Annotated in this window: 11 protein-coding genes and 1 pseudogene; 4 read left to right on the top strand and 8 right to left on the bottom strand. The window is 60.7% G+C overall.

Annotated features, from left to right (window positions below; translation table 11 throughout):
- Positions 1 to 349 precede the first annotated feature (349 nt).
- From B0G75_RS35685 to B0G75_RS35675, 3 genes are all read left to right on the top strand, one after another.
- A complete protein-coding gene (locus B0G75_RS35685; RefSeq protein ID WP_106314443.1) occupies positions 350 to 1,159 on the top strand; it encodes a response regulator in 810 nt (269 codons plus the stop codon).
- Positions 1,160 to 1,166: 7 nt separating this feature from the next.
- On the top strand, positions 1,167 to 3,485 hold the full coding sequence (locus B0G75_RS35680; protein WP_106314442.1) for a sensor histidine kinase: 2,319 nt from the start codon (positions 1,167 to 1,169) through the stop codon (positions 3,483 to 3,485).
- Between the two features lie 198 nt (positions 3,486 to 3,683).
- Positions 3,684 to 5,870 (top strand): TonB-dependent siderophore receptor, encoded by a 2,187-nt coding sequence (locus tag B0G75_RS35675; protein ID WP_106314441.1) that lies wholly within the window; start codon positions 3,684 to 3,686, stop codon positions 5,868 to 5,870.
- A 394-nt stretch (positions 5,871 to 6,264) separates the two neighbouring features.
- Here the strand turns inward: B0G75_RS35675 and B0G75_RS35670 are convergent, their stop codons facing one another.
- Together B0G75_RS35670 and B0G75_RS42115 are read right to left on the bottom strand one after the other, a co-directional pair.
- Positions 6,265 to 6,753 carry a GNAT family N-acetyltransferase gene (locus B0G75_RS35670; RefSeq protein ID WP_106314476.1) on the bottom strand — a complete coding sequence of 163 codons (489 nt, stop codon included), beginning with the start codon at positions 6,751 to 6,753 and terminating at the stop codon, positions 6,265 to 6,267.
- Positions 6,754 to 6,976: 223 nt separating this feature from the next.
- Positions 6,977 to 7,195 (bottom strand): hypothetical protein, encoded by a 219-nt coding sequence (locus tag B0G75_RS42115; RefSeq protein WP_374956945.1) that lies wholly within the window; start codon positions 7,193 to 7,195, stop codon positions 6,977 to 6,979.
- Between the two features lie 328 nt (positions 7,196 to 7,523).
- On the opposite strand from B0G75_RS42115, the gene B0G75_RS35660 reads away from it, so the two are divergent.
- Entirely contained in the window at positions 7,524 to 8,003 is a 480-nt protein-coding gene (locus tag B0G75_RS35660; protein WP_106314440.1) for a hypothetical protein, read from the top strand.
- Between the two features lie 96 nt (positions 8,004 to 8,099).
- Here B0G75_RS35660 and B0G75_RS41670 read toward each other — a convergent pair.
- The 6 genes and pseudogenes from B0G75_RS41670 to B0G75_RS35630 form a co-directional block, all read right to left on the bottom strand.
- Positions 8,100 to 8,246: pseudogene (locus B0G75_RS41670) on the bottom strand (DDE-type integrase/transposase/recombinase); the annotation flags it as partial.
- A 379-nt stretch (positions 8,247 to 8,625) separates the two neighbouring features.
- The gene (locus B0G75_RS35650; RefSeq protein WP_106314475.1) at positions 8,626 to 9,561 is read right to left on the bottom strand and encodes an electron transfer flavoprotein subunit alpha/FixB family protein; all 936 of its coding nucleotides are present in this window, start codon (positions 9,559 to 9,561) and stop codon (positions 8,626 to 8,628) included.
- Positions 9,562 to 9,592: 31 nt separating this feature from the next.
- Entirely contained in the window at positions 9,593 to 10,342 is a 750-nt protein-coding gene (locus B0G75_RS35645) for an electron transfer flavoprotein subunit beta/FixA family protein (RefSeq protein ID WP_106314439.1), read from the bottom strand.
- Positions 10,339 to 11,979, bottom strand: a complete 1,641-nt coding sequence (locus B0G75_RS35640) for a GMC family oxidoreductase (protein ID WP_106314438.1) — start codon at positions 11,977 to 11,979, stop codon at positions 10,339 to 10,341. Before B0G75_RS35640 ends, B0G75_RS35645 begins: the two co-directional genes overlap by 4 nt.
- A complete protein-coding gene (locus B0G75_RS35635) occupies positions 11,976 to 13,199 on the bottom strand; it encodes a CaiB/BaiF CoA-transferase family protein (RefSeq protein ID WP_106314437.1) in 1,224 nt (407 codons plus the stop codon). The genes B0G75_RS35640 and B0G75_RS35635 overlap by 4 nt, the downstream gene beginning before the upstream one ends.
- On the bottom strand, positions 13,192 to 14,970 hold the full coding sequence (locus B0G75_RS35630; RefSeq protein ID WP_106314436.1) for an FAD-dependent oxidoreductase: 1,779 nt from the start codon (positions 14,968 to 14,970) through the stop codon (positions 13,192 to 13,194). Before B0G75_RS35630 ends, B0G75_RS35635 begins: the two co-directional genes overlap by 8 nt.
- Between the last annotated feature and the right edge of the window lie 5 nt (positions 14,971 to 14,975).

The following is a 14,975-nucleotide window of genomic DNA, read 5'->3' as shown; positions in this document are numbered from 1 at the left end:
GCTTGTCTGATAGTCAATAAAAGGATCCATATCCGGTCTCCGCCCCGCTCTATCGCCGGAAACACGCCACTGCGCCCATGCTTACAAATGCATTAATGAGCAACTTTTTGTAAGGCCGCGAGGAATTATGTGCAGCGTTATTGCGGCAATCGTTTTGCCGGAGGGACGAAGTGCTTTGCCGGAGGGAAAATTCTTTTGCTATCCGTGCGGAAAGCGCTCGATTTAAATTGAATTAACAATCTGGTACTCTTCGCGGCACTAAGCTGTCGACCGATCTCCGCGAAATTCAAGCCGCGCGATCCGCCGCCGTTAATCAGAAGTTCACCTGTCAGCTCCTTCCGCCTACACGATGTCGCCCCGAAACAATGCCCTCACGGACGCCCATCTTCTTCTGGTAGACGACCAGCCGGATCAGCTTCGATTGCTAATCGATGTGCTGCGCAACGCCGGGTGCCGGATCAGCGTCGGATTCGACGGGTCGCAGGCTTATCAGCGAGCACTGGCGATCTCACCCGATCTGATCCTGATGGACGTACGAATGCCACGCATGGATGGATTCGCCGCCTGCCGGCTGCTTGCCGCGGACCCTCGCACCTCCGCGATTCCGGTCATATTCCTCACCGTGGCCGGAGACCTTCAAGATCGGATCAACGGTCTGGAAATCGGGGGCGTGGACTACGTATTGAAGCCTTTCGAGCCCGACGAGGTACTTGCACGGATTCGTGTCCACCTCGCCCGAACACGCGGCAACCGGTATGCCGACCAAGAAGTGTCCACTTCGGACTTCACGGGCAACAGCGTCATCGTTCGCGCTGCCATCCGGCACTTGTCGCAGAGGCTGAACGACGCGCCGACGGTCGAACAACTCGCGCGCCTGGTGGGGACCAACGAAAAACGGCTGTCGCGTGCGTTTAGGGACAACCTTGGCAAGACAGTATTCGAGCATCTCCGGGACGAACGGCTGCGGATTGCACAAAAGCTGTTGAGCAGCACGTCATTGAGTATCGCCAGCATTGCCGAAGAAATTGGCTTTTCCAGTGCCGCGAATTTTGCCACTGCGTTTCGCGAACGATTCGGTATGCCCCCGTCGAGCTATCGGGAGGAATTTCGCAGCCGGGATCTGGCTGACACCGTGGAATCCGCCCTCGAGGCAGAGTGACGACATCATGACGACGACCCGGTGGCTTCGCTTGTTGTTGGTGTTGTGTCTGAGCTGGTGGACCACCCATTCGTCGGCCATCGGTCTCGACACCTCGGGGGCGCGGACACAAGCAGTTCCCACCCTGGATCAACTGCAGGTATTCGAAGACGTCTCGGGCAAGATGAACCTGGACGATATCCTCACACTGTCCGCGAGACCCGCGCCAGGCTTCCGTCCCGTGCAGCGGAGCCGATTGACACCAGGGTTCACCCGCTCGGCATGGTGGCTGCGCATGTCGGTGAGCAATAGTGGCCCAACAGCCCTTTCGCTCGTGCTCGTGTTCCCGGACGCGCGCCTTCAGACAGTGGACTTTTACACCCGGTCCGGCAACCACTGGACACACGCCGGCATCGATCCCGCTCGCTCAGTGCCCCAGTCCTCTCCGGCGCGATATCGGTTGATGGATTTCACGCTCGCTCCCGGTGAACAGCGCCTTTTTCTCGTCCGGGCAGCCAGCGATACTGCGCTCACGCTCGAACCGAAACTGTATTCCGCAGCGGCATACGACGCGCTGCAGATGCGCGCAGCGCTCTGGGACGGCGGATTGATTGGCGGCACGCTCGCGCTGGCATGGTGCGCGCTGCTCATCGCCTATTTTTCCCGCAGTATCTCGTTCCTTGTACTGGCCGCGCTGTGTGCCGTGACAGCACTGTTCGAAGCTGCGGATCGCGGCTATACGAAGATATATCTGTGGCCGTTCGCAACCGGGTGGAGCGCCAGAAGTGTGACGGTGCTTGGATGTACTGCCGTCATGCTGTTCATCGTCTTCATCTTGCGCATCTCTCGCAGTGAAAAAGCAAATCTGCCCGCGCGCTACATACTGTTCGGGTTTGCGTTGCTGGAGTGTGTCGCGGCGATAGGCGCCGCATTCGGCAATCTATTCGCGTTCGCGCAAGTCGGCGTGTATGTCAATGCCCTGTTCGGCGTCTTCACGGTGATTATTGCTGCACACCTCGCGCGTCAGTCGACCCCCACCGCGCGGATCATGCTGCTCGTCATGATCTTCTCGCTGTTCAGCTTTGCGTTGCGCATGCTCGAAACGCTTGGCTCATTGCCGACGGCGCTCGTCTGGTTGAAGTCCGACATTCATCCGAACCCCGTCGTTGCAATCATTGGTTTGGCCACCAACCTCATTGTGCTTGCAGCGTGGATAAACCACGTGGGAAAGCAGCGAATAGCGGCAAGAACTGAACTCGCAGACTTGCAAAGAACCGAACGCGACCGCCTGCGCGAACAAGTTGCGCAGCGCACACTGGAGTTGAACGAAGCATTGCTTTACGTCGAGGAGAAAAACCAGCAACTGATCGAAACCTTGGGTTACGTGAGTCATGACCTCCGTGCGCCGCTTGCTACGATCACGGGTTATGCCAGACAGTTGCGGGAAATGGCGGATTCGAAGCAGGTTAAGCCGATCCAGGCAATCGAGCGCAGCGTGAACTATCAACTCGGCCTGATCGACGAACTGGTCGGGTATGCGAAAACTGAGTTGCAGCCGTTGGAGATCGCTCCGGTCGCAACCGACCTGCCTGCACTTCTCGATGACATTGCAGAATATGCGCTCGCACTCTGCTCGCAGTTGAACAACCAGTTCAACTATCAGGCACTGACGTCGTTGCCCCGTCGACTGACGATCGACGGCCGCCGGCTGCAACAGGTACTGCTCAACCTGCTCTCGAACGCGTCCAAGTTCACCCGCGACGGCTCCGTCACGATGACAGTGAGCGCGCGCCTGCAGGACGATCAATGGCACATGAGTTTTGAAGTCGCTGATACCGGCATTGGCATCGACATCGAAACGCAGTCGAAACTCTTTACGGCTTTTCGCCGGATACAGGCTGTGAACGGTAGCACGGGGCTTGGCCTTATCATTGCGCAGCGCATTGTCAACACCATGGGCGGCGATTTGCGCGTGTCAAGTGCGCCGCATCGCGGCACCTCGTTTACTTTCGAACTCATCGTTCCATCTGAGGCAGATGAGGATGCGCTGCCGTCGAACATCGTAGAGCATTCTTCTGGCGGTTCAGTTCCTATTCGCTCACAACGCAAACACGGGTTCGCTGTTGCCGTCCCTCCAGAAAGCGATCGCCGGGAACTGGCCGTTCTTGCGAAGAACGGACGCCTGACTGACATAGAGCGATGGATAGAAAACATGACCACCGCCCACCCCACCTGCGTCGCGTTTCTGACCGACATGCGGCATTGCCTCGAAGCGTTGGATTTCGCAGGCATCGAGGCTCGTGCTCTCGCACCGCACGAAACGTATGAAGGCTCACGCGCCTGCTAACGTAGCCTTGGCTGCTTTCAAGCTAGTACAACTTCGGCCGATGTCCTCGAAACATTCGTGCGCAATGCAACGAAGAGAGACACACCACTGAAGCGCGCGACGCTCACCGCGGAAAAATGAGGCGGCGGCCGGACGGCTGTCGCTCTTTGAGAAACAGGCCGGCCGAGCAGGCTGCCAAGAGAAAGGGAGCAGCAGAAGATGGTGTGGACAACCGGGGCGAGGCAGCGTGCGATCACAGTTACAGTTAACGGGATGTTTTGCGCAGCGGCAGCCGGTCACGCGTACGCGCAGGCGGCACAGTCAGCGAATGACAATCTGAAACCCGAGGTCACGCTGTCGGAGATCAAAGTGCAAGACGCGGCAAGCGCGGCGTCAGTCGGGCTGGTCGGCAAACGCACCGCGACCGGCACGAAGACCGACACACCGATTACCGAAGTTCCGCAAACGATCAACGTCGTCACTGAGCAACAGATCGAAATGACTGGCGCAACCGACCTCAACCAGGCGCTGCGCTACGTGCCAGGCTTCGCATCGTTTGGATCCGACAGCCGCACAGACCTGTATGCGGTGCTGCGCGGCTTTACCCCCACCTTGTTCATCGACGGATTGCAGGCGCCGAATACAACACCCATCGCGAGTTGGCGCGTCGACCCGTACATGATCGACAGCATCACTGTGCTACGCGGGCCGACATCGGTTCTGTATGGGGCAGGAGATCCGGGCGCGATCGTCGACGTGCAAACCAGGCGAGCCGACGGCGAGCGCGTGCGCGAGGTGGGCGTGCAGGTCGGCAACTACGCGCGCAAGCAGATAATGTTCGACATCGGCGACAGGCTCGACGCCGATGGCAAGTACGCGTATCGCTTCGTTGGGGACGCACGCGACGGCAACGCGGTGACCGGACCGAATGCGGACCAGCGCGTCGCGCTTGCGCCGTCGTTTCGCTGGCGACCGGATTCCGGCACTTCGCTGACGCTCACGGCGACCTACCTGCAAGACTGGAATGATATTTCGCATAACTTCCTGCCCGCGCAAGGCACCGTAGTGCCCAACCCGAATGGGCAGTTGTCGCATGACGTCTACACGGGAGAACCCACATTCAATGACTACCGCAAGAAGCAGTGGTCGCTCGGTTACCAGTTCTCGCACGACCTCGATTCCATCTGGAAGTTAAGCCAGAACCTGCGCTGGATGCACCTGTCGCTCAGCGACGCGACGGTCTTTGGCGGTGGCCTTGCGGAGGGTAGTACGACCGACATCACGCGTTATGCAGGGCTGTTTCAGCCCAACTACAGCCGCTTCGACATAGACAACAACGCGCAGGCACGTTTTGGTACCGGCCAGCTCGAGCATATTGTGCTGCTCGGCTTTCAGTACAACCGGCAGACGACGACCGACAGCGTGTGGCTCGCGCTGGCGCCGGAGCTGAACATCTACAACCCGGTCTACACGCCGGTCACGACCGCGATCTTCTCGGGCCCGACGTCACTCGGCCGCCAGGACCAGTACACCACGATGAACACGTTCGGCGTGTACGCGCAGGACCAGCTCAAATGGAATCGTTGGACCTTGACGTTCGGCGGCCGCGAGGATTGGGTCGACACGCACCTGGACGACCACAGGGCCGGTAGGCAAACGAAACAGGATGTCAGCGCGTTTTCCGGTCGCGTCGGCCTCACGTACGAGGGCGACTACGGACTATCGCCATATATCGGCTATTCGACATCGTTTAATCCGGTCATTGGTGTGAGGATGTTCGGCGGCGGACTGCCCGAGCCCACGCGCGGCAGGCAGATCGAGGCCGGCCTGCGCTGGCAGCCGCCCGGCAAGAACCTGATGTTGAGCGCAGCTGTCTATCAGATCAACCAGACGAACGTCGTGACACCGGCACCGACGAATCTCGACCCCACAGGAACGTCTTCCGTGCAGACGGGAGAGGTGCGTTCACGCGGCATCGAGCTGAGCGCGGTCGGAAACGTGACGCGCGAACTCTCCATTATCGCGTCGTACATCTATCAGGACGTGAAAAACGTAAAGGCAAACGACGCATCGCTGAACAACTGGCCGGTCGACATTCCCCGCCCTCGCCAGATGGCGTCGCTGTGGACCGACTGGACGTGGCATACAGGAGCGCTCGCCGGCTTCGGGATCGGCGGCGGGATCCGCTACCAGAGCGCGTCCGCGGGTGCGGCGGATAACTCGCTGACGGTCGCAAGCTATACGCTGTACGACGCGGCACTCCACTATCAGATGCGCAACTGGCGTTTCATACTGAACGCCGCAAACCTGTTCGACCGTCACTACATCAGCGGCTGCCAATCGTACTCGATTTGCGCATTCGGCAATGAACGGACCGTGCTGGCCAACGCGAAATACACCTGGTAGTAACGCATCCCCGATTTTGTGTGACTCCAGCGGCGGCTTAAGTTGTCGCACCCGCCGGCGTCCTTGAGCACCGACGCGTTCCAGACCGGCATTGGCGACTCCGGCACAGCGGTCGGTCGGCAGCGGCAATCGCGAAGGGCCGCTGTGATATCGACGAATGAGCCCTCTCGTTTAGGTTTATCCAACGCCTGCCCGCGCGTGCCGTCGTTCGCTCACGAGCCTGTGCTTGAGGGCAGGCATCGAATAAACCTAAACGAAATGCGAAGATGAGTCGATCTGTCGAAGGTGTGGACCGCAATCCAGCCCGACGCCGATGTCTTACGCGTGCCGTTTCGGGTAGTGCCGATCTCAGTGCGGCATGGAGGGCCGTTACGGCTGGGCCTGCGGCCGCGATTCAACCACGCCTGTCGCTATAAGATGAATGGAGCCTTGCTGCTTGCCTTCGCTCGACCGGTTGACGAGCATAGTAGATGTCCCATTCGTCTTCACTAGTCTGTACGAAGCCGTGCCGTCTGTAAAAACGGTTCGAATCACTGCCGCGCAAGGCGCCGAGACGGACTGGCATGCCTTGCGCGTCCGCGCTCGTGAAGACGTCGCGTAGGACGGTCGCGCCGATACCCTTTCCCTGGTGCTCCGGCAGAATATAAAAGTGATCGAGTAACCAGTGATCGGCTTGCGGGCGAATGAGAATGAAGCCAGAGCGAACGCCATTGACCTCGATGAATCGACACAACGCAGGATCGAACGACGTTAGAAACCGCTCCCGCGCGCGCTGCGGGTCGAAACGATCGACACGCTCCAGGCTCTCGCGCATCGCGGCGATACGAATGGCAACGAGTGTTTCGGCATCGGACTGCGCCGTAGGGGAATAGGCGATGTTCATTGAAGGCGGCTTCCGGAAAACGGTCATGCGGCGCTGCCAATAATAACGCCACAAATCGATTGTCACCAATCTACGCCTTCATCCCGAAGGCCCGCAATTGGCCGAACCCCCTCCACCGACCCATCGATCACGGATCGTAAGGGTATGCGAAAGGCAACGCTATCGCAGCAACACGCCTTCGCGGATTTCGACTTGCCGCCCCACCACCCATGACAGATTGCGCTCACCATGTCCAACAGGGAAGCCCCCCGTAGATTGGGACACCGAGCGGCGCGAGCACATCCAGCAGCACGTCCGCGAGAGAGTAGTCGGCCCCGGCTGGCAACGGACAGCGGACGAACTCTCGAGCACAATCGCGCGCGCCGGCCAGGATGCCGGCGTGACGCTGCGTCACAATGCTGCGGTCAATGCGGTACGCAAGTCCAGTAACGTCCTCCCGCACGACGATCGAGTCGCGAAAGCGCGGCTGCCAACGACTGCGCCGAATCGAGCCGTCTCTACGATGTCGGCCTGCCGTCGGGCGCGCAAATTGCTCCGTGAGAAATGAGTTTCAGACGCGCGGACTGCACGCAGGAGTTCTACCTTTGGCTGACCGACAGTTATCCAGTGCATCGCCGTTAAAAGGCGCAGTGGTATGGCGGCAGGGGCGTTGCAATTGGTTTCGACTTGTTACGATTTGCCAGGGGAGGAGGGTCAACGTCGACGCGACTGTCGGCGTTGCTACAGATAGCACTGTCTCGTGCAGTGCATTTTCAAGGGAGTCTATTATTATGAAGAAGATTATCACCGCTGTTGCGTCTGCCCTGATCATTACGTCGGCATTCGCGCAAACGGCCGCACCTACTGACAGTGCCAAGGCACAGGCGAAGGCAAATAGCGAAAAGAGTGAAGCGCAGGCTACGGCTAACAAAAAGAAGGCTGAAGCACAAAGCGATGCAGACAAGGCGCAGGCCTCTGCGAATGAAGATAAGGCCGCAGCGCAAGCCACAGCTGACAAGAAGGCAGCGAAGGTCGAGAAGGCGACCACCGTAGGCGAGGCGTCGGAGGCGCGCGGTGATGCCGCCAAGGCGCAAGCAAAGGCGGACAAGAAAAAGCATGACGCCCAGCTCAAGGCCGACAAGAAAAAGCACGATGCCGCTCAGGATGCCAACGTAGCGCAAGCGAAAGCTGACAAAGAAAAGGTTCAGGCCCAGAACGACGCTAACAAGAAGGCGGCCGATGCGAAGGTCGATGCAGCGAAGAAGCAGTAAGGAGAGCGCGCCGGACGGCCCCGTCGTCGGGGCCACGGCGCGCGCCCCGACGGATGGCCAGGCCTCGGACGGTTTCATCTGAGACCAAACTGACCTTTTGCGAATGCGATGCATCAGCTCGGTGCCGGAGATGGTGACGGCCGCGTTGCGCAAGCGTTTGAACCCGAGCATCACGTTTACCCGCGACTTGATGGACCGATGATCTTGCTCTATCAGATTGTTCAGGTATTTCGAGGATCGCAATTTGTTCGTCGGGGCAGCGACTCGTCAGTCTTCATTTCGCGGACGGCTCGATGCGATGCCGCACAGCCGTCCAGGGTAATCGTCGCTGGAGCACGCCGCTGAGTTTTGATCGCCTTCGCCCGGTCTACGACGAACAAGATCCGCGCGAGGCTGGATGCATGGCACACCGGCATCAAGCTCCACGATCTGTTCATCGCAGATGACAAAGAGGCGAACAACGAAGCGTTCCGCAGGATCAGCGAAAGGCCCCAACTGCTCCATCTTCGGGTATATGGGGGCCTGCTCTTCGTATTCCGGTCGGTCGGATATACCTACAACCTCAAGTGGGTCGTGAACACACCTAGCCGCAACCTTAGTCGTGTAAGTGGTGAGGGCTTAGCTACTTCAGTGCATCGCGAAGTTCAGGCACGACCGTGAACAGATCGCCCACCAGAGCATAATCGGCGACGCTGAAAATCGGCGCTTCCACGTCCTTGTTGATCGCGACGATCACCTTCGAGTCCTTCATGCCGGCCAGATGCTGAATCGCACCCGAGATGCCGACAGCCACGTACAGTTGCGGCGCGACGATCTTGCCGGTTTGTCCCACCTGATAGTCGTTCGGCACGAAGCCCGCGTCGACGGCTGCACGCGATGCGCCGAGCGCCGCGTTCAGCTTGTCGGCCAGCGGCTCGAGAACCTTGGTGTAATTCTCGCCGCTGCCCAGACCGCGGCCGCCCGAGACGATGATCTTCGCGGACCTCAGTTCGGGACGATCCAGCTTTGTCACATCACGACTGACGAACTGCGAGATGCCCGCGTCCGCGGCTGCTTCGGTCTTCTCCACCGTCGCGCTGCCGCCTTCGGCCGCAACTGCGTCGAAGCTCGTCGTGCGTACGGTGATGACTTTGATCGGATCAGCCGACTGCACCGTTGCGATTGCGTTGCCCGCATAGATCGGACGCTCGAACGTGTCGGCGGAATCGACTGCGGTGATATCGCTGATCTGCGCGACATCCAGCTTCGCTGCGATACGCGGCGTGATGTTCTTGCCGTAGGCGGTGGCCGGCGCGAAGATGTGCGAGTAGTCCTTCGCGATGTTCAGCACCGTTGCCTCGACGTTTTCAGCGAGCCCTTCAGCCAGTTGCGGCGCGTCGGCCAGCAACACTTTGGAAACACCGGCGATCTTCGCCGCCGCATCCGCTGCAGCCTGCGCATTCTGACCTGCGACCAGCACATGAATATCGCCGCCGACTTTCTGCGCGGCTGCGATCGTGTTCAGCGTCGCGCCCTTGATCGACGTGTTGTCGTGTTCTGCTATTACGAGATTCACCAGATTCGTCATTTCATTCGTCTCCGTGGGCTGCTCACAGCACCTTGGCTTCGGTCTTCAGCTTCTCGACCAGCGTCTTCACATCCGGCACCTTCACACCGGCGGAGCGCTTGGGCGGCTCGACAACCTTCAGCGTCTTAAGGCGCGGTGTGACATCGACGCCGAGGTCTTCCGGCTTGAGAACTTCCAGCGGCTTCTTCTTCGCCTTCATGATGTTCGGCAGCGTGACGTAGCGCGGCTCGTTCAGGCGCAGGTCGGTCGTGACGACAGCAGGCAGCTTTAAAGACAGCGTTTCAGCGCCGCCATCGACTTCACGCGAAACGGTTGCCTTGCCGTCAGCGACGACCACCTTCGATGCAAACGTCGCTTGCGGCAGACCAGCCAGCGCAGCGAGCATCTGGCCAGTCTGGTTCGAATCGTCGTCGATAGCCTGCTTGCCGAGAATGACCAGCTGCGGCTGCTCCTTGTCGACCAGCGCCTTCATCAGCTTGGCCACGGCCAGCGGCTGCAGTTCTTGCGAAGACTCGATCAGGATCGCGCGATCCGCGCCGATCGCCAGCGCCGTGCGCAGCGTTTCCTGCGACTGCGTGACACCCGCCGACACAGCGATCACTTCCGTCGCCACGCCCGCTTCCTTCAGACGCACCGCTTCTTCAACCGCGATCTCATCGAACGGATTCATCGACATCTTCACGTTCGCAACGTCGACGCCCGTGCCGTCCGACTTGACTCGAACCTTCACGTTGTAATCGACTACCCGCTTTACACTCACCAGGATTTTCATATCGTCTCCTTCGAATATATCGACGACGCGTGCGCCGCCTTTGGCGAACGGATCATGTCAGCCGCGCGTTCAGCCAGCATGAGCACCGTCGCATTGGTGTTGGTCGAGGTTATCGTCGGCATCACCGAGCCGTCGACGACGCGCAGGCCCGTCGTTCCGCGCACCCGCATTTCAGAATCAACAACGCTCATTTCGTCCTCGCCCATCCGACACGTGCCAACCGCGTGGTACACAGTCGAGCCATTGTCACGCACGTATTGCAGCAGCGCTTCATCGGTGTCGGCCTGACGGCCCGGTACGGTTTCATCGACGATATAGCGGGCGATCTCCGGTTGAGCGAAGATCCGCCGGCCAATCTTGAGTCCTTCCACCATCGTGTTGCGGTCGAGTTCACTGCTCAGGTATGACGGTGCAATGGTCGGCGCTGCCGTGATCTCGCTGCTAGTGATATGCACATGCCCACGGCTCTCCGGGCGCATCTGCCAGACGCCGCACGAGACACCGGGCTCCGACTCGAGCACGCCGATTCGTCCCTCGGCAAAGCTGCCGGGCGCAATCACGAACTGCACGTCCGGCCGGGTGGCGAGGCGCGTCTGCGCAAAGCCGCCGACTAGCGCCGCACTATAGGTCAATACGCCGGTCCCTGACACGGCGTAGCGCATCATCTCGCGCGCGAGCGCAAGTCCGTGGGCGCGCTCGTTCGCGGTACCGGCACCGCGCACTCTATAGCCGAGCCGAACGACATAGTGGTCTTGCAGATTGTTGCCCACGCCAGGCAACGCGACCCGCGTCTTAACGCCTGCATTGTCCAGCACAGCCCTGTCGCCGATGCCACTCATTTCGAGCAGCCTCGGCGTGCCGACCACACCCGCGCTCAGAATCACCTCGCGGGTCGCGCGGATCTGCACCGGAATGTCCGCGCCCGTCGTCCCATTGATGCCGCTCACATGCGTGCCGTTCATCTCGAGACTGGACACCTGAAGGCCGGTCACTACCGTAAGATTCGTGCGCGCCATTGCCGGCCGTAGATAACCGCGCGCTGCGCTCGACCGGCGACGTCCGTCGCGCGTTTGCTGGTAGTACCAGATCGACGGACCGCGCGTGTCGCTGTTCGGATCGTCGACGAAATCGAGACCCGTCATCTGGGCGGCCTGGACGACAACACCGCAAATCTCCGGCGGGTTCTTCACGCGGCTGACCTGGATCGGACCGTGAGTGCCTCGTTGCGGGCTGCTGCCCTCGGTCCACGTTTCCGAGCGGCTGTAAAACGGCAGACAGTTTTTGAAGTTCCAACCATTCGCGCCCGACTGCTCCCAGCTATCGATATCCTCCGCGAACGGGCGCACATACAGCAGGCCGTTAATGGCACTGGAGCCGCCGAGCCCGCGTCCGCGTGGAAACAGGATGGCACGGCCATTCGTCTCGGCGTCGGCCTCAGTGCGATAGCGCCATGTCACAGTGGGATGATCGAGCAATCGCACGAAGCCTGCCGGCACATGGATGAACGGGTGACGATCGCGCTCGCCGGCTTCGACCAGAATCACGTTGATGGTTGGATCTTCGGTCAGACGGTTTGCGAGCACGCAGCCCGCCGTCCCCGCGCCGACGATCACATAATCCGCTGTGTACGATTTCATGACTTCGCTCCGGCAGCGGCTAATTCGCGACCTTCCAGTGCTGCGATCTCCTCCTCGCCGAAGCCGTATTCGGCAAGTACTTCAGCCGTATGTTGTCCGAGCGTAGGCGGCGGACGACGGTAGGCGACGGGGCTGGCGTGAAAATTCACCGGACTCGCGATGTTCGTTACCCTACCCGCGACCGGATGCTCGATCTCGACAACCGCATGGTTATGCGAGATCTGCGGGTCCTGCGTCAGCGCGGTGTGATAGTCCTGCACGATCGCGCATGGCACGTCCGCGGCGCTCAGATGCGCTACCCAATGTTCCGCGGTGTGCAGCAGAAAGTGCTGCTCGAGGATCACGTCGAGTGCATGCCGATTCGCAGTTCGCGCGGTGTTGCCGATGAAGCGTTCATCACTCAGCAATTCTTCGCGGCCCAGCGCGCGGCAAAGGTTCTGCCAGAATTTCTCGGTGAAGCAGGCCGCAAAGAAATAACGGCCATCGGAGCCCTGATAGTTGCGGTACGGCACCATCGTTGGATGACCGCTGCCGAGACGCTCCGGCGCTTTGCCGCTTCTCAGCGTCTCGCCGTCGCGCGGGATGGTGCTGAAAAGCGCGGCTGAGAGCAGCGACGTATCAATTCGCTGGCCTTCGCCATGCCGTTCGCGATGTAGCAACGCGGCCGAAATCCCAAACGCGAGCAGCGCCGCCGCGCCGAAGTCCGGCAACGGCGCACCGAGCCGGACCGGATTGCCGCCAGCTTCGCCCGTCATGTCCATGAGGCCGGCCACTGCCTGCACGATCGGATCGTTCGCGGGCCATGCGGCGTAGGGACCGCTTTGTCCGAACGCCGACACGCTGGCGTAGACGATCTTAGGATTGCGCGCCTTGACGGCCGCGTAGCCGATGCCCAGCCGATCCACCGTGCCCGGCCGAAAGTTCTCAACGACGACATCCGCCTGCTCCGCCATGCGCAAAAACGCATCGCGCCCTTGCGGCGACTTCAGATCGAGGCGGATGCTGCGCTTGTTGCGGTTTTGCGAAAGGAACTGCACGCTTTCGCCTTGGACGAACTGATTGCCCAGTTTGCGCGAGAGGTCACCCGCCATTGGCTCCTCGACTTTGACCACGTCCGCGCCGAGGTCAGCAAGCAGCACGGTACCGACCGGACCAGCGGTCATGACGGTGAGATCGAGAATGCGGTAACCCGACAACGGGCCGACTTGTTTCTTATCCATGGTGTGCCGCCTGCAAATGCGATGCGTCCGTCAATTCGGCCCGCGGGTAATCGAGCACGTCGAAGGCGAGGCGGAACGGGTCGGCCTCACCACGCGTGATGGTCAACGCATGGCCGAAACGGGCATCGTCGCGCTCGGGAAAGTCGGTGCGGTAGTGGCTGCTGCGCGACTCGCGCCGCTCGATACACGCCTGCAAGATGACTTCGGCAGTGGTCGCCATGTTGTCGATCGTCAACGCATCGATCGCTTGCGGCGGTGAGGCAGCGCCACCCGCGGCGAACTGCGCGCGCGCCTCGCGAACGGCGGCTAACGCGATGTTCAGACCACTCCCCGTCTTCTCGACGAGGCAATGCGCTTGCATCGCCGCGCGCAGATCGGCGGCGATACGTTGAGCGTCGAACGAGGCGTTCGGTTTTAGCGCTGTTCCGAGGCGCGTTGCGAGCGGTGCTACGTCGTGCTTCCCCGGCGCGCCACTGTCGCGCGCAAACACGGCCGCGCCGACGCCTGCGCGATGTCCGAAAACCTGACCTTCGGCAAGCGAGTTGCCGCCCGGACGATCCGGGCCACGCACGCCGCCAGCGAGTTCCCCCACTACGAACAGCCCCTCGATGGTCGACATCGCGTCGGTGTTCGTCATCCGCACGCCACCGTTCAGGCATTGGAACGCAATCCCGACTTCGAGCAGATCGCGCTTCGGGTCGAGTCCCTTCGCGCGCATCCAGCGCAGGGTGTTCGGAATAGTGGCCGCCAACTGCTCGTCCGGAATGCCGGCGAACGAGAAGTGCACCGCACCGCGTTCCGTACCTCTGCCCTGAGCGATTTCCGCTGCGATCGCGATATCGATGTAGCGCGATTCATTCGAGATCGTGAACGGGAACACTTTCTCGTCCATCGCCGCTTCAGGCGTCACGCCTGCCGGCAGGTAGTCTGCCAGGAACTCGTGACCGTCGCGATTGAGCATCCTCGGATGCAGAATGAAGCAGGACTTGCTGAAGAGTTGCACGTAAGGGTGCACCATCGCCGGCCCGAACTGGTGAAACTCCATGTTTACAAGTTCGGCGCCATGGCGGAAGCAGATGGCCTGGCCGTCACCGGTCATTTCGGCTGTCGAGACTTGCTGCGAGAACAGACCATGCGCACCGCCGGTGCCAAGCACAACGGCGCTCGCGGAAACCACCAGCAGCCGCCGCGATGCGAGATCCATCGCAACCACGCCGCTTACGCGCCCACTTGTATCACGCAAAAGGTCGATGAGCGCCGCTGGCTGACGCGTCTCGACTCCGAGCTTCCTCGCTTCGTCCGCGAGCGCGCTCACGAAGGCTTTGCCAGTTTTCCCCTTGACGCCCAGCGCACGCGCATACGTGCCGAAGTCGCTGCGGATGAGTTTATAGCCATCGTTGACCCGGTCGAACGGCACGCCGAGTTTGATCAGGTCAGCAATGCGCTTCGGTGCGTCCTCCGCCAGCACGCGCACCAGCTCGCGGTCGATGAAACCGCCCGCCGGACGCATCGTGTCTTCGTAATGCACCGCGGCGCTGTCGTCGGCGCTGCCATAGCCGGCCGCTCCCATGCTCATGATTTCGCTCGCGCCGTGCACGGTGCTACCGCCCTGCCCGACCGGCGCCTTTGCGAGCACGAGGACCTTCGCACCAGCCTGTGCCGCCGACACCGCTGCACGCGAAGCCGCGCCGCCACCGCCAACCACTACTACGTCGGCTTGCGCGTAGTCGACGCCAAAGCCGAGTTTCTCAAATGTCTGAACTGCCGTCACGTCTG

Origin of the sequence: Paraburkholderia sp. BL18I3N2, assembly GCF_003001875.1 — a bacterium.
Classification (GTDB): domain Bacteria; phylum Pseudomonadota; class Gammaproteobacteria; order Burkholderiales; family Burkholderiaceae; genus Paraburkholderia; species Paraburkholderia phytofirmans.
Note: the sequence above shows the minus strand (reverse complement) of the source record. Positions and strands in the feature narration are given on the sequence as shown.